The following is a 22657-nucleotide window of genomic DNA, read 5'->3' on the forward strand; positions in this document are numbered from 1 at the left end:
TGGAAGGCGCGGATCGAGCCTCCAGGGATGGATGCACGGGGCGTGTTTACGATCTAGCATCCTGTCCCGACCAAGCACCTTGTCAACAAGCTCAGGGGACATTATTCCCCTGTTACTCTTACTCGATGGTGCGCTGGATCTCGATGGTTTCGAAGACTTCGATCACATCGCCCGGCTGGACGTCGTTGTAGTTCTTGACGCCGATGCCGCATTCCATGCCGTTGCGCACTTCGGCAACGTCATCTTTGAAGCGGCGCAGGGATTCCAGTTCGCCTTCATAGATAACAACGTTATCACGCAAAACGCGTATTTTGTTGTTACGCTTGACCAGGCCTTCCGTCACCATACAGCCGGCGATGGCGCCGAATTTCGGCGAGCGGAACACATCGCGCACTTCAGCCAGGCCGATGATTTCCTGGCGGTATTCCGGCGCCAGCATCCCGCTCATGGCCTGTTTGACCTCGTCAATCAGCTCATAAATAATCGAGTAGTAACGCAAATCCAGGCTTTCCGCGTCAATCACCTTACGGGCGGACGCATCGGCGCGGACGTTAAAGCCCAGGATAATGGCATTGGACGCCGCGGCCAGGGTGGCATCGGTTTCGGTGATGCCGCCGACGCCGGAGCCCACGATCTTGACCTTGACTTCCGCGGTGGACAGCGCTTCAAGCGCATCGCTGATGGCTTCGGTGGAACCCTGGACATCGGCCTTGAGCACGATATTCAATTCGGAGACTTCGCCTTCGGTCATGTTGGCGAACATATTCTCCAGCTTGGATTTCTGCTGGCGCGCCAGTTTCACTTCGCGGTATTTACCCTGGCGATACAAAGCCACTTCACGGGCTTTCTTTTCGTCGCGCACGACGGTGGCTTCATCACCGGCAGCCGGCACGCCGGACAAGCCGAGGATTTCCACCGGAATCGACGGACCGGCGGAAGAGACCTCACGTCCCAATTCGTCACGCATGGCGCGAACCCGGCCGTATTCAAAGCCGCACAGGACGATATCGCCCTTGTTAAGGGTACCTTCACGCACCAACACGGTGGCGACCGGCCCACGGCCCTTATCCAGGAAGGATTCAATCACCGCGCCGCTGGCCATACCGACACGAATGGCCTTGAGCTCGAGGACTTCCGCCTGCAGCAGGATGGCGTCAAGCAGTTCGTCGATACCGGCCCCTGACTTCGCCGAGACGTTGACGAACTGGCTCTCGCCGCCCCACTCTTCCGGGATCACGCCGTATTGGGTCAATTCGTTTTTGACACGGTCCGGATCGGCTTCGGGTTTATCGATCTTGTTCACCGCCACCACCACCGGCACCTTGGCGGCCTTGGCATGCTGAATGGCTTCGATGGTCTGCGGCATCACGCCGTCATCGGCGGCCACCACCAGCACCACGATATCCGTCGCCTGGGCGCCGCGGGCACGCATGGCGGTGAACGCCGCATGTCCCGGGGTATCCAGGAAGGTGATCATGCCGTTCTCGGTTTCAACATGGTAAGCGCCGATATGCTGGGTAATGCCCCCGGCTTCGCCGGCCGCCACCTTGGTTGAGCGGATATAGTCCAGCAGCGAGGTTTTACCATGGTCGACGTGGCCCATGATGGTCACCACCGGCGCACGGGGTTCAGCCACCGCGTCGATATCACGGTCGCTCAGCACCATCTCTTCCAGTTCGTTTTCACGACGCAGAATCACCTTGTGGCCCATCTCTTCGGCCACCAGCTGCGCGGTTTCCTGGTCAATCACCTGGTTGATGGTCGCCATGGCGCCGAGCTTCATCATCGCCTTGATAACCTGTGAACCCTTCACCGCCATTTTATTGGCCAGCTCCGCCACGGTGACGGTTTCGCCGATCACCACATCGCGGTTCACTATCTGGGCAGGCTTGGTGAAGCTTTGCTGCAGCGTGCTCGGTTTGCGCTTGCCTTTGCCGCCGCGGGTAACGGCCCGGGCCTCTTCGCGATCGGCCTTGGATTCAGACAAACGGCTGGTTTTTTTCTGCTTGGTGGCTTTGCCGCCACGGGTGCGGGCACGGCGTTCGCCTTCCACCTTGCGATCGTTTTCATCTTCCGCTTCACGAGCGTGATGGGACGTGGTGACGTGATAATCACTGGAGTCTTCTTCCACCGGCTCCGGCGTGGCTACCCAGGTACCGCCGTTTGCTTCCGCCATACGCTTGGCTTCTTCCATAGCGAGGCGGGCACTTTCTTCAACCTTGCGACGCGTTTCCTCTTCCGCTTTACGTCTAAGCTCAGCGGCCTCGGCTTCACGGCGGGCTTTTTCGGCCGCCTGTGGTGACTTGGTCATATGATTGGTCTGCTGGTTGGTCAATTTTTCACTTTCCGCTGCCACGCGCTTCGCTGTCTCAGCGGCCTCACGTTTGGCTTTATCGTCGGCCGCACGTTTTGCTTTTTCTTCGGCTTCACGCTTGGCTTTCTCAGCGGCTTCACTGGCAGCGCGCTCTTGAGCCTCACGAAGGGCCAATTCTTCCGCTTCACGTTTTGCCAGCTCTTCCGCTTCAGCCTGTTCAGCCGACTGGGAATCGCGTTGCACATAGGTACGTTTTTTGCGGACTTCAATTTGCACAGACTTACTTTTACCGCCGGTACTGGGAATATTCAAGGTGCTGCGTGTTTTACGCTGCAAAGTTAACTTGTTCGGCGCGCTGCCCCGCTCACGGTTCAGGTACGCCAATAATGTTTGTTTCTCATGCTGGGTCACAGAATCCGCCGCGGTCTTATCGATACCAGCATCAGCAAACTGCTGTACCAGGCGATCGACCGGAGTCTGAATTTCTGCGGCGAGCGATTTTACGGTTACATCTGTCATGCTGTTCCTTTCCTGCTACAGTTTATTACGCGTTGTCGCCAAACCAACAGATATTACGGGCGGCCATAATAAGCTCACCGGCCTTTTCGGTACTCAGCCCTTCAATATCCGACAGGTCATCGACACCCTGTTCGGCAAGATCTTCCAGCGTACAAACACCGCGCGCCGCCAGCTTGAACGCCATCTCACGCTCAAGCTCCGGCAAATTAAGCAGGTCTTCAGCCGGCTTGCCCCCGCCGCGAGTCTCTTCCTGCGCCAAGGCGAGCGTGGTCAGGGCATTTTTAGCCCGTTCACGCAGCGCTTCTACCATGTCTTCATCAAGCCCTTCGATTTCCATTAATTCCTTGATCGGGACATAGGCGAGTTCTTCCAATGAGGAGAAACCCTCCTCCACCAGCACAGTGGCGAACTCTTCATCGATGTCCAGATGCTTGGTAAAAATATCAATGGCGGCGTGGGCTTCAGCCTGATGTTTTTCCTGCAGATCCTCCACCGTCATGACATTCAGCTCCCAACCGCTGAGCTGCGACGCCAGACGAACGTTCTGCCCGTTGCGGCCGATAGCCTGCGCCAGGTTACCGGACTCAACCGCGATGTCCATGGTGTGCTTGTCTTCATCCACAACGATGGAGGCAACGTCAGCGGGCGCCATGGCGTTAATCACGAACTGGGCCGGGTTGTCGTCCCACAGGACAATATCGATACGCTCACCGCCCAATTCGCTGGAAACCGCCTGCACGCGCGCACCGCGCATGCCGACACAGGCGCCCACGGGATCAATACGCTTATCATTGGTTTTCACAGCGATTTTGGCCCGTGACCCGGGATCGCGGGCAGCGGCCTTTATTTCTATCACTTCTTCACCGATTTCCGGCACTTCGATGCGGAAAAGCTCGACCAGCATCTCGGGACGCGAACGGCTGACAAACAGCTGGGCGCCGCGCGCTTCCGGGCGAACGGAATACAACACGCCGCGAATCCGATCGCCGGGGCGGAAGTTTTCCCGCGGCAGCATGTCCTCACGGCCGATAACCGCTTCGGCATTGCTGCCCAAATCAAGGCTGATGTTGTCGCGATTGACTTTTTTTACCACGCCGGTGACTATCTCGCCTTCATGCTGGCGGAATTGATCCACCACCATCGCGCGTTCGGCCTCGCGTACTTTCTGGACGATGACCTGCTTTGCGGTCTGGGTGGTGATGCGGTCGAAGACCACGGACTCGATCTCATCTTCAACGTAGCCGCCAAGGGAAGCGCTTGGATCTTCAAACTGGGCGGCGTCAAGGGTGATTTCACGGGTCGGCTGCGTGACTTCGTCGACAATGACCCAACGACGGAAGGTCTCGAAATCGCCGGTTTTACGATCGATATTGACACGAACCTCGATTTCTTGCTCGTATTTTTTCTTTGTTGCCGTCGCCAGCGCGGTTTCCAACGCTTCAAAAATTTTTTCACGAGGAACCGCTTTCTCGTTGGAAACTGCTTCAACAACAGCCAGAATTTCTTTATTCATCCTAGTTGCCTCATTAAAACGTTAAAAGTGGGGTACCAGGTTCGCTTTCTGGATGTTGCTTAAAGCGAACACTTCATCTTTTCCTTCCACCGTCACCGTGATCATTTCGCCGTCAACCGTTTTAATGATTCCCTGCCACTTGCGACGATTCTGCATCGCAATACGCAATACGACGCTGACTTCTTCACCGATAAACTGCATATAGTGTTTGGCGGCGAATAACGGACGATCGAGCCCAGGCGAAGAGACCTCAAGGCTGTAAGCCACTGAAATAGGATCTTCGACATCCAGTACCGCGCTGACCTGGTGGCTGACATCAGCACAATCATCGACAGTGATACCCTTGTCGCTATCAATATAGATACGTAATGTCGACTGGCGGCCCCGGATAAACTCTATGCCCACAAGCTCATAGCCCAAGGCTTCCACCGGTGCGCTGATCATCTCCGTCAATTTTTGTTCTAATGTGGCCAAGCCCACCCCCAAGACATAAAAAAAGGGCTAAAAAGCCCAGTAGTTCTAGCATTTAATAACAAAAAACCCCGAAAATTCGGGGCTTTTTGCGACTGGGACCCTGTAAGCCGCAAGCGGCTTTACAACATTCCATAGAATCTTTTTTCAAACGCCGCTGCCATAAGATCAGTATAACGCTTAAGCAGTATATTTGAAAAAGAACTCTGAGGGAAAGTGGTTGCGGGGGCCGGATTTGAACCGACGACCTTCGGGTTATGAGCCCGACGAGCTACCAGGCTGCTCCACCCCGCGTCTGAAATCGTTGCGAATATTACGCTGATAACCGCCAAAAAGCAAGTTATCATTATGTTAGGAACAGAGATAAAATGAGAAACATCCGTTTAACCCACTGTGCCGAAAAGAAGTTTTACGCCACAAACGCTATTCTCGTTCACGGAGCGGAGGGCCGTTACAGATACGCCTGCCCTTGAACCTGCCCGGCATTCGTGCGAGGGTGCCGAGTATTCCATAAGTCTAAAACCAGGGCAAGCAGTGAATGCTCATCGTTTTTTTTGCGGTTCGGTGGCGACTAAATTATTTTCAAACATTTTAATTAAGTCACGAACTTTCCGTCCGTCCGAGGTTCCTGCGTTCCCGGCGGGAACCTTAACCGGTGCCTTGGCCACTGTCCAGGGAGCGGCGACCGGCGCGGCATCAGTGGCAGGGTTTCCTGCGTCTACCGGATGAGTAGGCTTGGTGGATTGGTCGGGGGCGTATTTGGAAAAATACTCCGCTGTAGCGGGATCGTACTCAACCAGGTCAAGCGCCCATTGGGGAATTTTTTTGCAATATGACACCGCCTGCTCTGGTCCCAATTCATTCAGTGTTTTGACCAAAAAATGAGCTGCTTGTTTTGACTTATAGTTAAGCGCCGGGCTCGCGGTCAATTTGGTGCACAATTCCGCCAAACTCTTGAAAGTCCATTGCTTGTCGCCAATGTCCTTGCCCATAATAACCCTGTCGGCATGAGCCCCTCTGAATTCACCGTTCGTACCCTCACGTCCATCTATAAAGAATGCTGAAATAGTCCTATCGGCGGAAACGGGCAGTGGTTGGGCGAATATCATCTTATAGCTAGTGGGTATTGTTTTGCCGTCTGAGGAACCATTGTTTACAATGCGGATATTAGCGGACGAAAATAGGTCAGAGTCGGGATTGGCGGCCAGAAAGTCCCTCACCGCTTTGGCATTGTCATCGGTTAGATCCGATTTACCATCGTTAGTGAGACAGCTTAAAACCCCCTTGGGAGTGACTTTATAGGTGTTCGGATCCTTCAACATATCTAAAAGCGGATCGTCGGAGGGCACCTTCCCCTTCACAGGCATGGACGTTGTTTTGCCGGGAAATTTAAGCTTTGCCTGGAAAGCCATGAAACTTTTGGCGAAAGCAACAACGAATGTTTTCACCATAAAAAGCGGCCTTAATGCCGTATTGCCAGCCGACCGTAATTTTTCGACCATTCTCGCCGCAGAGGCGCTCACAGGTTTGGTGTCTTTTTCACCCTGATTGTCGATCTCTGCATTTTTATGTTTCGGTGCTTCATTGACCCTAGATAAGAACGCCGGGAACAAATTCATAGTTATCTCTCCAGAATAGGTGAATTTCAGCATGCTCCAAACCAAGGTGCTTTACCTGGCCAATCACGCATCATTCTCAAAGGATTATTAATGTGGAATTCAATAACGCCACTATCGCATGGAGGAATTATTTAAAATTGTATATTTCGCTTACGCAGCTATCTGCCGGCAGGAATACCTCACCAGCAAGTCGCGTTCCTGAGGATTGTGGCGGGGAAATAATATATACGGTTATGTGGATAAAGCAGAAAGGCCTGAAAGCGCTGACTCACTCTATATGGAGTTACCCGACGCGCATCAGTAATAACAAATCCTAATGGAAAACAACCTGACTAAACGATATTGGTACCGAGGACGGGACTTGAACCCGTAAGCCCAATCGGGCACTACCACCTCAAGGTAGCGTGTCTACCAATTTCACCACCTCGGCACTGATAATTCGCTTACTGCCTGCACAACCCATTTTGCATACCCAGCTAATACCGGGCAGATTCTAGCGGGCTGAGGTTACACCGGATATTATGCATTGACAAAACACCGGCGTACTTCCATCACGTCTATCACAGCGGATAGAACGTCACGGATTATTGCGGGATATCGTTATTCGATTTAGCCGGCGCCTGGACAGGTGCTTTTTCCGATTGCACGGGCTGGCTCAGATTATCCCACTCGCTGCCTTTCTTGGTATGACTGCCGTTCAAATTGCCCAACACCAGGCTCAGAATAAAAAACAATGTCGCCAGCACCGCCGTCACACGGGTCATGAAGTTACCGGAACCGCTGGATCCGAACAGGGTCGCGGAAGCGCCTGCGCCGAACGAGGCCCCCATATCAGCACCCTTACCTTGCTGCAGCATGATCAGCGCAACCAGCCCGACAGCTACCAACAGGAATATGACTAACAGAGCTTCATACATAATCTTTTGTGTCCTTGCGGGTTTGACCGCACATTAAACGACTGCCCCGGTTCGGCGATTATAAACTCCGACTGAAGCGGGTGTGAATACTAACGAAAGCAAGGTGCGCACGCAAGGGTAAATTGCGGCTAACGAACTGATTGCGGAAAAAAACGTCACGGCGGCAACAGCCAACGCCTGGAGGCGCCGGCATGCCATGCCCCCTCTCCTCAACCGGCGGCTTTCACCGCATCGGCTATCAGATGAGCCAATCGTTTGACCTGTTCGTCATCTTCGCCTTCCACCATGACCCGGATCAGCGGCTCGGTGCCGGATTTACGCAGCAATACCCGGCCCTTTCCGGCCAGCGCGCTTTCCACTTCCGCCAAGGCCTGTTTCACCAGCGTCGATTCCAGCGGATCATTACTGCCGTCAAAACGCACGTTCACCAGTATTTGCGGCAGCAGGCGCATGCCGCTGCAGAGGTCGTGCAGGTTCATATGATTCCCCACCATGGCGGACAATACCTGCAGACCGGCGATAATACCGTCGCCGGTGGTGGTTTTATCCAGCAGGATGACATGGCCGGAATTTTCCGCCCCGATGCGCCAGCCCTTTTCCTGTAATTTTTCCAGTACATAGCGGTCGCCCACTTTCGCCCGCACAAACGGAATGCCCAGTTGCCTAAGGGCCAGTTCCAGCCCCATATTGCTCATCAGGGTGCCCACCACGCCGCCGCTCAGCTGGCCCTGTCGCAGCTTCTCCCGTGCGATGATATAGAGGATCTGATCCCCATCCACCTTATTGCCGAGATGATCAATCATGATCACCCGATCGCCGTCGCCGTCATAGGCGATACCCAGATCGGCTTTTTCGTCTAGTACACGCCGTTGCAATAACCGCACATCGGTGGCGCCGCACTCCTGGTTGATATTCATCCCGTCCGGCTGGCAGCCGATGGCCGTGACATCGGCCCCCAGCTCCCGCAGTACGCTGGGGGCGATGTGATAGGTAGCGCCGTTGGCGCAATCCACCACGATTTTCAGGCCTCGCAGGCTGCTGTTGCTGGGGAAGGTACCTTTGCAAAATTCAATATAGCGGCCGGCCGCATCGACGATGCGGCTGGCTTTACCCAGTTCGGCGGACTCCACGCAGGTCAGGTTCTTTTCCAGCTCCGCTTCGATGGCTTCTTCCACCTCATCGGGTAACTTCGTGCCGTCTATGGAGAAAAACTTGATGCCGTTATCATAAAAGGGATTGTGGGAAGCGGAAATCACGATCCCCGCCTCGGCCCGGAACGTGCGCGTCAGATAAGCGATGGCGGGGGTCGGCATCGGTCCGGTAAACGCGGCGGATAGACCCGCCGCCGCCAGACCGGCCTCCAGGGCGGATTCCAGCATGTAACCGGAGATTCGCGTATCCTTGCCGATGATAATCTTGCGCGATCCGTGGCGAGCCAGTACCTTGCCGGCGGCCCAGCCCAGTTTTAATACGAAATCCGGTGTGATGGGACTGTCCCCTACCTTGCCGCGAATACCGTCCGTTCCGAAGTATTTATGATTACTCATACAAATAGTGATTCCTTCGCTGAAAGAGTCGCTTTGACGATAAGCATCGCCTCAATGGTTTCTTTGACATCATGGACGCGGATAATACGGGCACCCTGCATGGCGGCGATGACCGCACAGGCCACGCTGCCGATGACGCGCTGCCCGGCAGGAGCCCCGGTCAGCTGCCCTACCATGGATTTGCGGGACATTCCCACCAGTATCGGCAACCCGAATTGGCTAAAATCAGCCAGCCGGGCCAGAAGTCGGTAATTATGCGCTGAATTCTTGCCAAAACCGAAGCCGGGGTCGAGGATCAGGCGATTTTTTTCAATGCCCGCCATCTGGCACTCGGCGATGCGCCGGACAAAAAAACGCTTCACGTCCTCCAGCACATCTTCATAATAAGGCGCCTGCTGCATGGTACGCGGCTCCCCCTGCATATGCATCAGACAGATGGGCAAGCCGCTGTCCCGGGCCGCCTCCATGGCGCCGGTTTCGCCCAGGGCGCGGATATCGTTAATCATGTGCGCCCCCGCCGCCGCGCTCTCCCGCATCACCAGGGCCCGGGAGGTATCCACCGAGATAAATACCTCAAAGCGCCGCGCCAGCGCTTCCACCACCGGCAACACCCGCTCGGCTTCTTCCTCGGCGCTGACCGCCGCAGCGCCGGGGCGGGTGGATTCGCCGCCGATATCGATAAGCGTAGCGCCGGCCTCGATCATCTCCTGGGCATGCTTTAGCGCCGCATCAAGATGGGTATAGCGCCCGCCGTCGGAGAAAGAGTCCGGAGTCACGTTAAGTATACCCATGACCTGGGGCGTGCCGAGATCGAGCGTGCGCTGATTAACCATGAGTTGCATAGTGGGATCCCTCCATTTGGAAACCTATGATAGCGGCATATCTTATCACTGTCCGGGCAAAAAGCCCGCCGGCCCCGTCTGATTGTCGCATCAATAAAAAAGCCCCAGCGATTAGGCCGGGGCTTCTAGGGATTGGCAACGTGCGCAGCCGGGACCGGTTGTTACGCCCGGTTATTGCCGAACTGTTCGGACATGGTATTGCCCGTCGGCGTATTGGGCTGATCCACCGGCGTCGGCGCTTTAGGCGTGCCGCCGTTATCGGAGGAGTGGTTGCTCGGCGAATCGTCCCATCCGGCGGGCGGACGGACGGTTTTGCGTCCCATTAAATCATCGATTTGCGGCGCGTCGATGGTTTCATACTTCATCAGTGCATCTTTCATTGAATGCAGGATATCCATATTTTCCATCAGCAGCGTACGGGCGCGGGTGTAGTTGCGTTCAATCAGGGATTTCACTTCCTGGTCGATGATACGCGCCGTCTCGTCGGACATATGCTTGGCTTTCGCCACCGAACGGCCCAGGAAGACTTCGCCCTCCTCTTCGGCGTACAGCAAGGGTCCCAGCTTGTCGGAGAAGCCCCATTGGGTCACCATGTTACGGGCAATGGAAGTGGCCACCTTGATATCATTGGAAGCGCCGGTGGAGACTTTCTGCGGTCCGTAAATGATTTCTTCCGCCAAACGGCCGCCGTACAGGGTGGAAATCTGGCTTTCAAGCTTCTGGCGGCTGGCGCTGATGGCATCTCCTTCCGGCAGGAAGAACGTGACGCCCAGCGCGCGTCCGCGCGGAATAATGGTAACTTTGTGAACCGGATCATGCTCGGGCACCAGACGGCCGATAATGGCGTGGCCCGCTTCATGATAGGCGGTGGACTCCTTCTGCGCTTCCGTCATCACCATGGAACGGCGTTCAGCGCCCATCATGATTTTGTCCTTGGCTTTTTCAAACTCCACCATGGACACCACGCGCTTGCTGCCGCGGGCGGCGAACAACGCGGCTTCATTCACCAGGTTGGCCAAATCGGCGCCGGAGAAACCCGGAGTACCGCGCGCAATCACGGAAGGATCCATATCCGTGGATAACGGCACGCGGCGCATATGCACTTTCAGAATCTGTTCACGGCCGCGGACATCCGGCAAACCCACCACCACCTGGCGGTCAAAACGTCCGGGGCGCAGCAAAGCCGGGTCCAGCACGTCGGGACGGTTGGTGGCGGCAATCACGATAATGCCTTCGTTGCCTTCGAAGCCGTCCATTTCCACCAGCATCTGGTTCAGCGTTTGTTCACGTTCGTCATGACCGCCGCCGAGGCCGGCGCCGCGCTGGCGACCCACCGCATCGATTTCATCGATGAAGATGATGCAGGGAGCGGCCTTCTTGGCCTGTTCGAACATATCGCGCACACGGGATGCGCCGACGCCGACGAACATTTCCACGAAATCCGAACCGGAGATGGTGAAGAACGGCACTTTCGCTTCACCGGCGATGGCTTTCGCCAGCAGGGTTTTACCTGTCCCCGGCGGGCCCACCATCAGCACGCCTTTCGGAATTTTCCCACCCAGCTTCTGGAAGCGGCTCGGCTCGCGGAGATAATCCACCAGTTCGCTGACTTCTTCTTTTGCTTCGTCACAGCCCGCCACGTCGGCAAAGGTTGTTTTGATCTGATCCTCAGTGAGCATCCGGGCCTTGCTTTTGCCGAAGGACATCGCCCCCTTGCCGCCGCCGCCCTGCATTTGCCGCATGAAGAAGATCCAGACGCCAATCAGCAACAGCATCGGGAACCAGGAAATGAATATAGAGGCCAGCAGGCTCGGTTCTTCCGGCGGCTCACCGACAACTTTAACATTCTTGGTCAGCAGGGAATCCAATAACCGCGGGTCATTGACCGGGATATACGTGGTGTAACGGTTACTGTCTTTCCTGGTAACGGTAATCTCACGCCCGTTAATACGCGCTTCCCTAATCTGATCCTGATTCAATTCAGACATAAAGGTAGTGTAATCCACCTTACGGCCATTGGACTCGCTGGGCCCGAAGCTCTGAAATACAGACATCAGCACTACCGCGATGACCAACCAGAGAATCAGGTTTTTCGCCATGTCACTCAAGGGATTAACCTCATATTACAACGGTGTTAACAATTAGCGTAGGGTACTATACTTTGCGCCCTGTCGCCACAATGTACACTTCTCGCGAACGTGCGCGGGAAGCGTCTGGCTTACGAATCTTTACCTTCGTAAATAGGGAGCGAATTTCCCGCAGGTATTCATCAAAACCTTCTCCCTGAAAGACTTTAACCAGAAAACTGCCGCCTGGTGCCAGCACATCCCGACCCATCTCCAATGCCAATTCCGCTAAATACATGGCTTTGGGAATATCGACAGCCGGGGTACCGCTCATATTCGGCGCCATGTCGGACATGACCACCTGAATTTTTCCTTCGCCTACTCTCTCCAGCAACGCTTTTAATACCAGAGGATCGCGAAAGTCGCCCTGCAGAAAATCAACGCCCACAATCGGATCCATGGGGAGAATATCACAGGCGATGATACGCCCTTTTTTACCAATTTGCGTGGCGACATATTGCGACCAGCCGCCGGGCGCGGCGCCTAAATCCACCACGGCCATGTCCTGTTTGAAAAGCCGGTCGCCCTGCTGTATTTCTTCAAGTTTAAACCAGGCACGGGAACGCAGTCCTTTTTTTTGTGCCTCAAGTACATATTTATCGCTAAAGTGTTCCTGTAGCCACCGACTTGAGCTGCCGGAACGCTTTTTGGTGGTCATTTTATTATCCAACTATCCTGAAAGTGGGGCATTGGTGAAGGAATGAGGCACTCTTGCGCCGGATACAATCACGACCGATTTGGTGATAATCATGAGATGGCGGTAGAATGTGCCGTTTTCAATCCCAACGTAAGCAAAAAAGACAAATGAATCTGAACAACAAGCAAAAACAGCACCTGAAAGGTCTGGCGCATCTGCTCAAACCCGTCGTCATGCTGGGAAATAACGGCCTGACGGAAGGCGTTCTGGCGGAAATCGAGCAAGCCATTGAGCATCATGAGCTGATAAAAATCAAAATCGCCGCCGAAGAACGCGACACCAAAAAGCTCATCGCCGATGCCATCGTGCGCGAGACCGGTGCCGTCTGCGTTCAGATTATCGGCAGCATCCTGGTACTCTACCGTCCGGCCAAGGAGCGAAAAATCACTTTACCGCGCTGACCCTATTGCCGCATCTGCAAAGGTGCCATGCTCTTTAATGCAGGAAAAGGCCGCTTACGGCCTTTTTCCTTTCTTTACAATTCTTCTTACCTGTCATATCTGCGAGCGCAATTGCCCTTACAGATATTCAACCTTCTGGATTTCATATTCCACATCGCCGCCGGGCGTCCGGATAAGCGCAACGTCGCCCTCTTCCTTTCCCACCAGGCCGCGGGCCATCGGTGAATTGATGGAAATAAGATTATGTTTGAAATCCGCTTCGTCGTCGCCGACGATACGGTAGGTCAGCTCTTCTTCGTTTTCCAGGTTCAGAATACTCACCGTGCTGCCGAATATTACCCGGCCGTTAGCCGACATTTTGGTGACGTCGATAATCTGGGCATTGGATAATTTCGCCTCGATTTCCTGGATACGTCCTTCGCAAAACCCTTGTTGCTCACGTGCGGCGTGGTATTCCGCATTTTCTTTCAAATCGCCGTGTTCACGGGCATCGGCGATGGCTCTGATGATTTCCGGGCGACGAACGCTTTTCAACAATTCAAGCTCTTCCCGTAATTTTTCAGCACCACGCAAGGTCATAGGAACTGGAGTCATGGCAATACCTCTGAAATTCATCCTGCTAAGCTTCCCACCTTCAAGACATGCCGTATTCTCGGCATGACTTACAGTAGTCACGGCGCTATGGTTTACGCCACTACCTAAGCGGAAAGCAAAAAAATCCTGACCTGAGGAAAAATTCCAGGCCGGGGCAATTTGCATTTTGATACGTATTTTAACCCAGAGTTCCTCATGGGTCATCGTTTACTTTAACCCTGTTTGCACCGTAGTATGGCAGCACGTTACATTGCCTTTGCCGAAAATTATGCGTTTTTCACGTTTGCTTATAGGACTCACCAGCGTTTTCATGCTCTGTGCACAGGCGACGCCGGTTGAAAATTACATGGAATCATTACCCGATGGCGCGAATTTGGCGTTGATTGTGCAAAAAATCGGCGCAACCGCCCCCGCCATCGACTTTCACAGCCAGCAAATGGCGCTGCCCGCCAGTACGCAAAAAGTGATTACCGCTCTGGCGGCGTTATTGCAGTTAGGCCCTGATTATCGTTTCACCACCACCCTGGAAAGTTACGGCCCGGTCACAAACGGGGTTTTGCATGGCAATCTGGTGGCCCGCTTCGGCGGCGACCCTACCCTGACCCGCCAGCAGCTGCGCAATATGGTTGCCGGACTGCGCAAGCAGGGTATTCGGCAGATATCGGGGGATCTGATCATCGATACGTCGGTTTTCGCCAGCCATGACAAAGCCCCCGGCTGGCCGTGGAATGATTTGACCGAATGCTTCAGCGCCCCGCCGGGAGCGGCGATTGTCGATCGGAACTGTTTTTCCGTTTCACTTTACAGCGGCCAGAAAACCGGCGATACCGCCTTTATCCGCGTGGCGTCTTATTACCCGGTGCAGATGTTCAGCCAGGTGCGTACCCTGGAAAAGGGATCCCCCGATGCGCAATATTGCGAGCTTGACGTGGTGCCGGGGGAACTGAACCGGTTTACCCTGACCGGCTGCATGCCCCAGCGGGCGGAGCCTTTGCCGCTGGCCTTCGCCATCCAGGACGGCGCCAGTTATGCCGGCGCCATCCTGAAAGATGAACTGCGGCAGGCCGACATCAGCATCAGCGGCACCCTCCGGCGCCAAACCAATCCCACAGCCGCCGGTACGGTGCTGGCGCAGGCCTATTCCGCCCCGCTGCACGATCTGCTGCGGATCATGCTGAAAAAATCCGACAACATGATAGCCGACACGGTTTTTCGCACCATCGGCCACGAGCGCTTCAAAGTGCCCGGCACCTGGCGCGCCGGTTCGGACGCAGTGCGGCAGATCCTGCGCCAGCAGGCCGGCATCGATTTGGGCAATACCATCCAGGTGGACGGTTCGGGATTATCCCGCCACGACCTGCTCTCGCCGGCGACCATGATGCAGGTGCTGCAATACATCGGCCAGCACGATCAAACGCTGGATTTCATCTCTATGCTGCCGCTGGCGGGCTATGACGGAACGCTGATGTATCGCGCCGGCTTGCATGAGGCGGGCGTGGACGGCAAGGTCTCGGCAAAAACCGGCTCCTTGCAGGGCGTCTATAACCTGGCGGGTTTTATCACCACCGCCAGCGGTCAGCGGATGGCGTTTGTGCAATATCTTTCGGGTTATGCGGTGCCGCCGCAGGATCAAAAAGATCGCCGCATTCCGCTGGTGCGATTTGAAAGCCGCTTGTATAAAGACATCTATCAGAATAACTGATGCCGGCCCTAGCACCGGGTCACATCAATTTACCGCGAATGATCACTTTGCTGGGCTTAACACCCGCATCAGTGGCCCTTCTGATGGCCAGATTCAGCGCCTGATAGGCAATTTCATGGGTATTATGGGCGATGCACGGGAAACTGAACCCATAAATATCTGCATCGGGTATTTCGTCAATACTGAGCAGCGAGACGTCTTTTTGCGGTGTGAGTTTATGGTCAATACAGGATTTTATGATGCCCAGGGAAATCTGGCTATTGGTACCGACAAAATAGTCCGGCAAAGGGCAGCTTTCAATATACCGGCTGGCGGCCCGATAAGCCGGCATCATGTAAAAGTCGGCATGCAATATGTCTAGGCGCTCAATGCCTCCCTGTAATGCCGCGCTGATTCCGATGATGCGATCCCGCGATACGTTTGAGTCTTTTGGTCCGGAGACCACCACCACATGTTTAACCTGTTTGGACAGCAGGTAACGGCCGGCCTGGAGCCCGCAGTCAAGGTTATCGATATACACGCCGCTGCAGTGCCTGGCACTGAGATCCCGATCCACCAACACCACCGGGATGTCCAGCGTTTCCAGCCGTTTTAAATAAGCGGGATGGTACGACCTGTCGGAAGAAATAACGGAAAGAATGATAGCATCGACGCCGTAGCCGATGAGCTTGTCAATGATACGGTTTTCTATTTCCTGCGACTCAAAGGAATCGTAAATCAGGGTATCATATCCTGCCTTGTGCGCCTCCAGCGTCATTTCCCTGGCCAGTTGCCCAAAGAAAGGATGGCTCATGTCGGGATTGACGATCCCGATGGTTTTGCTGGCGTTGGCCCGCAGGATCCGGGCCGCGGCATTGACGATGTAACCCATGCTTTCAGCCGCGGCCAGGACGCGTTTCAACGTGTCGGGATGGACTTTTTCCGGATGCGTGAAAGCTCTGGAGACAGTGATTCTGCTCACATTTAATCGAGCCGCAACGCTCTCCAGCGTGACTTTTTCAAGTCGGGATGCAGCCATAAGGCACCCCACAGTCTAAGCAATCATTTTGCATTTTGCATCACACATCCGTCTTAATATCGACGCCGACCATTTGTTTTACGTTAAACTTCTTTACCTGCTCATAACACGCGAGGACAGTACATGAAACCCAGTATTCTCGTCGTGGACGATGACACTGCCATCTGCGAACTGTTGAAAGACGCGCTCAGCGAGCATGTCTTTACTACCCATATCTGTCATCTTGGCCAGCCGGTAATGACGGTGCTGGATGAACTACCGGATGTCTCGCTGGTCCTGTTGGATCTGATGCTTCCGGATATCAATGGCTTGCAGGTATTGAAACAGATCCAGCAGGCCAGACCGCACCTACCGGTGGTGATGCTGACCGGCCTGGGATCCGAGGCCGATATTATCGTCGGGCTGGAGATGGGCGCCGATGATTACATCGTCAAGCCGTTTAATCCCCGGGTGATGATCGCGCGGGTAAAAGCGGTGTTGCGCCGCAGCGATGCGCTGGCCACAGAGTCCGGCAGCGATAATGACAATAGCTGGCAGTTCAATGGCTGGCGGCTCGACAGCGATCGCTGTATTTTATTCAACCCGCAAAACTATCCGGTTGATCTGACCAGGGGTGAATACATCTTGTTACTGGCGCTGGTTACCCATGCGCGTAAAGTACTCACCCGCGATCAGTTGCTTGAATTGACCCACAGCGAAATGCTGGACGTTTTCGATCGTACCGTTGATGTATTGATCATGCGGCTGCGGCGCAAAATCGAAGTAAATCGGCACCAGCCCTCGTTGATCCGCACCATTCGCGGATTGGGCTATGTCTTTTCAGCGGACGTCATCCGGCCGGAGTCCGCGCTCGCCGCCGCTCCCGGCGCCAGGAATATCGCCTGAACGCGCCCGTTCGATAAAGGCCTTCACCTCGGTCAAAGGCCGGGCGCCGTCAATGGCATTGGCGCACAGCAGATTGAAGCGGGCGCAGGCATGGGCCAGTTCCAGCGTTTCCGCCAGCGACCAGTTTTCATGGCTGGCGTACAGCACTCCCGCGCAAAACGCATCCCCCGCCCCTACGGAACCGACAATGTCACGGGCCGCCAGCGGCCACGACGGCAGCCACAGTCCTTCACCGCTCTCATCCAGCCCGTAAGCGCCTTCCGGCGCATGAATAACGACCCTTCGCCGCACGCCGAGCCGGTGCAATAGATACGCGGCGCCGGTCAGCTTCCCCGCATCCAGGCATCCGCCGGCGTCGCGCAGCGCCAGACCGGTAAATTCGCCGGCTTCCAGCTCGTTTATTACCAGATAGTCCAGCCAGCGCAGCGCGGGCAATACCCGCGTCTGGAAACGGGGATCCCCCTGCCGCGAAACCAGGTCAAGGGAGGTGTGGTAACCCCGTTGCCGCATCTGCGCCAGCAGGCGGGCGCTGCGCGTGCCGAAGGCCGGGTCCGGGCTATCGAGGCGGTCGAGCAGCAGCAAATACCCGAGATGGAAAATCCGGTGTGTCGTTTGCAGGGTTTCAAACGCATCCAGATCCAGCAGGCGATTGGCCCCGGGGGCATGGAAAAAGGTACGCTGGCCGCTCTTCTGCGTCATCACCAGCGACATGGACGTGCCGGCCAGCGCGCTGCGGCGTACCGCCGTGCGGTCGACGTGAAAATCATCCAGGTTGCGGCAGATGTAATCCCCATCGCTGTCCTCCCCCAGCAGGCCAGCCGCCGCCAGCGGCAAGCCGGTCTGCATTTTGGCCAGGGTCAGCAAGACATTGAGCGGCGCGCCGCCGGTGGCCTTTTCACTGGAGACGATTTCCACCAGCCAGCCCGGCTGCGGCCATTGATCAATGCAATGTACGTGGTCCACCAGCATATTGCCCGCGGCCAGAATACCGCTGCGCTGCGTCATTTTGCCCCCTTTACCCCTGTCCGGCGCTGCCGAAGACCTGCATTTGCCCGGCCACCACCCCGGCTATCCCTTCCTCCACCGCCATCAGTAATTCGGCGTACTCATCGTAAATCGCCCGGCGATCGGCCATACGCTCCGTAATGGCCGCCAGCGCCGCCTGAGACATACCGGTGTAAAAATTGATTTTGTGGATGCCCAGACTGATGGCCTGTTTGAAATCCGCATCGCTGATGCCGGAACCGCCGTGCAATACCATCGGCAGGCCCGTCTGCCGGCCAATGGCGGCCAGCCGTTGGAAATCCAGCTTCGGTTCGCCTTTATAGGCGCCGTGGGCGTTGCCGATGGCCACCGCCAGGGCATCGATGCCGGTACGCGCTACAAACTCCCGGGCCCGCGCCGGATCGGTAAATTTGCTGCTGTCCGCCTCGCCATATAACGCCCCGCCTTCGTCGCCGCCCACCGCGCCAAGTTCCGCTTCCACTGATACCCCCACAGCGTGGCACATCCGCGTGACTTCTGACGTTTGGCGGATATTCTCTTCATAGTCCAGACTCGAGCCATCAAACATCACCGAGGTAAAACCCTGCCGCAGAGCCTGCATTACCGCATCGAAATGCAGCCCGTGGTCGAGATTGAGCACCACCGGGATGGCGTGCCGGGCAGCTTCGGCCTTGATCGCGGCCACCAGGGATTCCAGTTCGATGTATTTGAAATGCACCTCGGCGATATTGATAATGAAAGGCGAGCGCGTACGCGTCGCCGCATTGAAGATGGCCCGCAGGAAATGCGTATCAAGTACATTGAACGCACCCATTGCATAGCCATGCTGCCGGGCATGGGCCAACCCGTCGGCAAGAGAGATCAGTGCCATTCGTTACCTCCAGTCAGGCTAAAAGCCGTTCGCCGTCGTTTTCCTCAGGGTTATTTCACCGTCCAGCCTTTGTAGCTGCCGATATTGTTACGATCGATCAGCGACACCGGAATCAGCACCGGTCCCTGGGGAGCCGGCTTGCCTTGCAGAATGTTGTAGCCTATCTCCACCGCCCTGGCGGCCATCACCTGCGGATCCTGGGCCGGGGTGGCGACAAACAATGAGTTAGGACGCTTGAGCGCTTCTTCACCGTCCGGCGACCCATCGATGCCGACGATAAAAAACTCGCTGCGCTGGGCTTGCTTGGCGGCCAGATCGGCGCCGATGGCCGTCGGGTCGTTGATGGCGAACACGCCGTCGATATGCGGATTGGCCGCCAGCAGCGACGTCATCACGTCCAGACCGCCTTCACGGCTGCCCTTGGCATTCTGGTTAGAGGACAACAGCTTGATATCGGGATGTTTTTTCAATTCGGAGATACAGCCTTCCACCCGATTCTGTACGGCGGAAACCGGGGGACCATTGATGATCACCACATTGCCTTTATCCTTGAGGCGATCGGTCATGTATTTGCACGCAATGACGCCGGCCTGAATGTTGTCGGAAGTAATAATGGCATCGGCGCCGTCAGCCGCTACGTCCACCGCCACCACCACAATGCCGGCCGCTTTGGCGCGCTTCACCGCCGGGCCGATTCCTTTGGAATCCGCCGCGTTGAGCACGATCATGTCGACTTTGGCAGCGATAAAATTATCAATCTGCCCCACCTGCTGGCCAAGATCATAGCCGCTGGATTCCAGCGTGACGTTAACCTTGTCCCCCGCCAGCTCGCGGGCTTTCAATTCCACGCCTTTGGCGATTTGTACAAAGAACGGGTTAGACAAGTCCCCCACCGTCACGCCGATGGATTTCAGTTCTTTCCCTTGCGCCAACGGAGCGGCGCTCAGGATTGCCGCCATCAACAGCGCGGTATGGACAGGATTGAATCGCATAGTATCTCTCCGGTGATTGCCAGTTATGCCTGGTGATTTTGGGTACGGTATTTGTCAATCAGCACTGCAACGATGATCACCGCCCCTCTGACCACCAATTGCCAAAAATAAGAAAGGCCCATGAGCGTCATGCCGTTATTCAGCGTGGCTATGATCAGCGCGCCCACCAGCGTACCGGTGATCGTACCGATACCGCCGACGAAGCTGGTGCCCCCCAGGATCACCGCGGCGATGGCATCCAGTTCATAGCCCATGCCGAGGTTGCCGTTGGCGCTGTAGAGCCGCGAGGCGCTCATCAGCCCGCCGAGGCCGGAAAGCAGGCCGCTGGCGGCGTACACGAACAGCAGCACGAAGCTCACTTTGATGCCGGTCAGACGCGCCGCCAGCATATTGCCGCCCACCGCGTAGATATGTACGCCGAGCGTGGTGCGGCGCAGGATAAACCAGCACGCCGCAATCACCGCCAGCGCAATGATGATGAGCCATGGCACCATGCCCAGGTAGGAGTTGCCTATCCATTCAAAATTGATGCTGGAATTGATAACCGTAGTGCCGTCCGCCAGCAGGTAAGCCGCGCCGCGCAGCGCGGTGTAGGTGCCCAGCGTGACGATAAACGGCGGTAATCCGCAATAGGCCACCAGCACCCCGTTTATCAGCCCCATCAATAGACCGGCCATCAGCGCCAGGGGTATGGAAAAATAAGCCAGCGCCGGGTCCAGCGAAGCGAGCATCGCCACCACCGCCGTGGCGCCGAGCATCGATCCCACCGAGAGATCGATACCGCCGGTCAAAATGACGAAGGTCATCCCGGCCGCCAGCACGATGTTGATTGACGCCTGGCGGGCAATGTTCAGCAGGTTGCTGTCAGTGAAAAAGTTGGGCGCGGCAAAGCCGAAAACGGCAATGATCAGCAGCAGAATCGGCAAAATGCCCACGGTTTGCATCAGGTCGCTCAACAGCGCCCGTTTAATGGAGCTGGATTTGGCTTCGGGTAATGGGCTATTCGTGGACATGGCGGCTCCTTATGCTGACGCCTGTTGCGGGACGGTGCCGGTGGCCAGCATCATAATCTTTTCCTGCGAAATATCTTCGCGGCCAAGCTCACCCACCAGTTGACCTTCGCACATCACATACACACGATCGCTCATGCCGACCACTTCCGGTAATTCACTGGAAATCATGAGGATAGCGACGCCTTGCTGCGCCAGTTGACCCATCATGCGGTAGATTTCGCTTTTGGCGCCCACATCCACGCCGCGCGTCGGTTCGTCGAGGATCAAAATGCGCGGCTTGATGGCGAGCCAGCGCGATACCAGCAGCTTTTGCTGATTGCCCCCGGACAATCCGCCAGCCCGCACCAGCGCATGGGGAACGCGGATATTGAGCGTGCGGATAGCCTCGGATGCGATGGTCCGGGCTTTAAGCCGGTTGAGCAGGCCGTAAAAACTGTCGCGCGTCAGCGTCGCCATCACGATGTTTTCCTGGACCGCCATATCCATGAACAGCCCCTGTTCCTTGCGGTTCTCGGCCAGAAAACCGATGCCAAGGGCAATGGCGTCGTGGGGCGAATGGATGGTGACCGACTTGCCGTCAACCCGCACCGTGCCGCCGGTGGGTTTACGCACGCCGAAAATCAGCTGCGCCAGCTCGGAACGTCCGGCGCCCACCAGCCCTGATAACGAGACGATTTCACCGGAACGTACCGTCAGGCAGGCCGGCTTGATTTTCCGGCCGTCCGTCAGCCCGTCCAGCTCCAGGCGAGTATCCCCGATGGCCACCTGCGTATTTTTGTTGAACAAATCCCTCAGCGGCCGGCCGACCATCATGCGCACCAGCTCGCCGGCGGACAGGGTATCCCGCGTCAGGCCGCCGACATATTGCCCATCGCGTAATACGCTGACCCGATCGGAAAGCTCATACACTTCGGCCATGCGGTGAGTAATGTAAATGATCGCCATGCCTTCCTGGCGCAGCCGTTTAATCAGTTCGAACAACCGCACCGTTTCCCGGGAAGAGAGGGCCGCCGTCGGTTCGTCCATCACCAGGATACGGCTGTTGCGATGCAAGGCGCGCGCTATCTCCACCTGCTGCTGCTCGGCGATGGTCAGCGACATCACGCGATCGGTGGCGCGAAAGCGCGTACCGAGGCGGTCGATGACCTGCTGAGCCTCCCGCGCCATTCTGCCGCGCTGTACCAGGCCGCCACGCTGCAGCTCGCTGCCCAGGAAGATATTTTCCGCCACCGTCAGGTTAGGGGCGAGATTCAGTTCCTGATAGATAAGGGTAATACCCGCCGCCAGCGCATCTTTCGGCCCCTTGATGGTCCTGGGTAGGCCGTCGATAATAATTTCGCCGCTGCTGGCGGCGTAGGCGCCGGCCAGGATTTTCATCAGGGTGCTTTTCCCCGCGCCGTTTTCTCCCATCAATGCATGGATTTCACCCAGATAGACCGTGAGGTTGACCGATTTGAGGGCATGGAACTGGCCGAAGCGTTTACCGATGTCACGCATTTCGAGAATGGGCGCGGTTCTCATCCTGTTGACTCCTGACAGTTATCGGGAATAGCGGCAGTAAAGCAGCGGCAGATAAATGCAAGATGTCAGCGCCTGTTCATGTTTGACATA

19 protein-coding genes and 2 tRNA genes are annotated in these 22657 nt (G+C 56.0%); 3 read left to right on the forward strand and 18 right to left on the reverse strand.

What is annotated here, in order from left to right:
* Positions 1-118 precede the first annotated feature (118 nt).
* The 11 genes from infB to rlmE form a co-directional block, all read right to left on the reverse strand.
* Positions 119-2833 carry a translation initiation factor IF-2 gene (gene infB / locus ACL2XO_RS22875; protein WP_132925797.1) on the reverse strand — a complete coding sequence of 905 codons (2715 nt, stop codon included), beginning with the start codon at positions 2831-2833 and terminating at the stop codon, positions 119-121.
* A 25-nt stretch (positions 2834-2858) separates the two neighbouring features.
* Positions 2859-4346 carry a transcription termination factor NusA gene (nusA, locus tag ACL2XO_RS22880; protein WP_413725523.1) on the reverse strand — a complete coding sequence of 496 codons (1488 nt, stop codon included), beginning with the start codon at positions 4344-4346 and terminating at the stop codon, positions 2859-2861.
* Positions 4347-4367: 21 nt separating this feature from the next.
* Positions 4368-4820: a ribosome maturation factor RimP gene (gene rimP / locus ACL2XO_RS22885; RefSeq protein ID WP_165934230.1), complete on the reverse strand. Its 453-nt coding sequence runs from the start codon at positions 4818-4820 to the stop codon at positions 4368-4370.
* Between the two features lie 214 nt (positions 4821-5034).
* Positions 5035-5111, reverse strand: a tRNA-Met gene (locus ACL2XO_RS22890).
* 248 nt (positions 5112-5359) lie between these two features.
* Positions 5360-6469: a hypothetical protein gene (locus ACL2XO_RS22895; RefSeq protein ID WP_413741573.1), complete on the reverse strand. Its 1110-nt coding sequence runs from the start codon at positions 6467-6469 to the stop codon at positions 5360-5362.
* A 310-nt stretch (positions 6470-6779) separates the two neighbouring features.
* Positions 6780-6866 (reverse strand) — tRNA-Leu (locus ACL2XO_RS22900).
* 154 nt (positions 6867-7020) lie between these two features.
* Positions 7021-7353: a preprotein translocase subunit SecG gene (secG, locus tag ACL2XO_RS22905; protein ID WP_132925791.1), complete on the reverse strand. Its 333-nt coding sequence runs from the start codon at positions 7351-7353 to the stop codon at positions 7021-7023.
* A gap of 209 nt (positions 7354-7562) precedes the next feature.
* Positions 7563-8900, reverse strand: coding sequence for a phosphoglucosamine mutase (glmM, locus tag ACL2XO_RS22910; protein WP_203523946.1), 1338 nt, complete (start codon positions 8898-8900; stop codon positions 7563-7565).
* On the reverse strand, positions 8897-9742 hold the full coding sequence (gene folP, locus ACL2XO_RS22915) for a dihydropteroate synthase (protein WP_132925787.1): 846 nt from the start codon (positions 9740-9742) through the stop codon (positions 8897-8899). The genes glmM and folP overlap by 4 nt, the downstream gene beginning before the upstream one ends.
* Positions 9743-9903: 161 nt before the next feature.
* A complete protein-coding gene (gene ftsH, locus ACL2XO_RS22920) occupies positions 9904-11841 on the reverse strand; it encodes an ATP-dependent zinc metalloprotease FtsH (protein ID WP_132928003.1) in 1938 nt (645 codons plus the stop codon).
* Positions 11842-11896: 55 nt separating this feature from the next.
* Complete coding sequence (gene rlmE / locus ACL2XO_RS22925) at positions 11897-12526, reverse strand: 23S rRNA (uridine(2552)-2'-O)-methyltransferase RlmE (RefSeq protein ID WP_132925785.1); 630 nt, start codon at positions 12524-12526, stop codon at positions 11897-11899.
* A 146-nt stretch (positions 12527-12672) separates the two neighbouring features.
* On the opposite strand from rlmE, the gene yhbY reads away from it, so the two are divergent.
* Positions 12673-12966, forward strand: coding sequence for a ribosome assembly RNA-binding protein YhbY (gene yhbY, locus ACL2XO_RS22930; protein ID WP_132925783.1), 294 nt, complete (start codon positions 12673-12675; stop codon positions 12964-12966).
* 117 nt (positions 12967-13083) lie between these two features.
* Here yhbY and greA read toward each other — a convergent pair whose 3' ends face one another.
* Positions 13084-13560 (reverse strand): transcription elongation factor GreA, encoded by a 477-nt coding sequence (gene greA, locus ACL2XO_RS22935; protein ID WP_132925781.1) that lies wholly within the window; start codon positions 13558-13560, stop codon positions 13084-13086.
* Between the two features lie 268 nt (positions 13561-13828).
* Here greA and dacB point away from each other — a divergent pair, with 268 nt between their 5' ends.
* On the forward strand, positions 13829-15262 hold the full coding sequence (dacB, locus tag ACL2XO_RS22940) for a serine-type D-Ala-D-Ala carboxypeptidase (RefSeq protein ID WP_413725526.1): 1434 nt from the start codon (positions 13829-13831) through the stop codon (positions 15260-15262).
* Between the two features lie 19 nt (positions 15263-15281).
* On the opposite strand, the gene ACL2XO_RS22945 is transcribed toward dacB, so the two are convergent.
* A complete protein-coding gene (locus tag ACL2XO_RS22945; protein WP_413741574.1) occupies positions 15282-16280 on the reverse strand; it encodes a LacI family DNA-binding transcriptional regulator in 999 nt (332 codons plus the stop codon).
* A 123-nt stretch (positions 16281-16403) separates the two neighbouring features.
* On the opposite strand from ACL2XO_RS22945, the gene ACL2XO_RS22950 reads away from it, so the two are divergent.
* Positions 16404-17165: a response regulator gene (locus tag ACL2XO_RS22950; protein ID WP_132925776.1), complete on the forward strand. Its 762-nt coding sequence runs from the start codon at positions 16404-16406 to the stop codon at positions 17163-17165.
* Here the strand turns inward: ACL2XO_RS22950 and ACL2XO_RS22955 are convergent.
* The 5 genes from ACL2XO_RS22955 to ACL2XO_RS22975 are packed head-to-tail and all read right to left on the reverse strand — an operon-like array spanning position 17100 to position 22567.
* Entirely contained in the window at positions 17100-18170 is a 1071-nt protein-coding gene (locus tag ACL2XO_RS22955) for a carbohydrate kinase family protein (RefSeq protein ID WP_413741575.1), read from the reverse strand. The genes ACL2XO_RS22950 and ACL2XO_RS22955 overlap by 66 nt on opposite strands.
* A 10-nt stretch (positions 18171-18180) precedes the next feature.
* Positions 18181-19041 (reverse strand): ketose 1,6-bisphosphate aldolase, encoded by an 861-nt coding sequence (locus ACL2XO_RS22960; RefSeq protein WP_132925772.1) that lies wholly within the window; start codon positions 19039-19041, stop codon positions 18181-18183.
* Between the two features lie 50 nt (positions 19042-19091).
* Positions 19092-20033, reverse strand: a complete 942-nt coding sequence (locus ACL2XO_RS22965) for an ABC transporter substrate-binding protein (protein WP_132925770.1) — start codon at positions 20031-20033, stop codon at positions 19092-19094.
* A gap of 23 nt (positions 20034-20056) precedes the next feature.
* Positions 20057-21046, reverse strand: a complete 990-nt coding sequence (locus tag ACL2XO_RS22970) for an ABC transporter permease subunit (RefSeq protein WP_413741576.1) — start codon at positions 21044-21046, stop codon at positions 20057-20059.
* Between the two features lie 9 nt (positions 21047-21055).
* A complete protein-coding gene (locus ACL2XO_RS22975) occupies positions 21056-22567 on the reverse strand; it encodes a sugar ABC transporter ATP-binding protein (RefSeq protein WP_413741577.1) in 1512 nt (503 codons plus the stop codon).
* Positions 22568-22657 lie beyond the last annotated feature (90 nt).

It is taken from the genome of Sodalis sp. RH15 (assembly GCF_047324255.1).
GTDB lineage: Bacteria > Pseudomonadota > Gammaproteobacteria > Enterobacterales > Enterobacteriaceae > Acerihabitans > Acerihabitans ligni.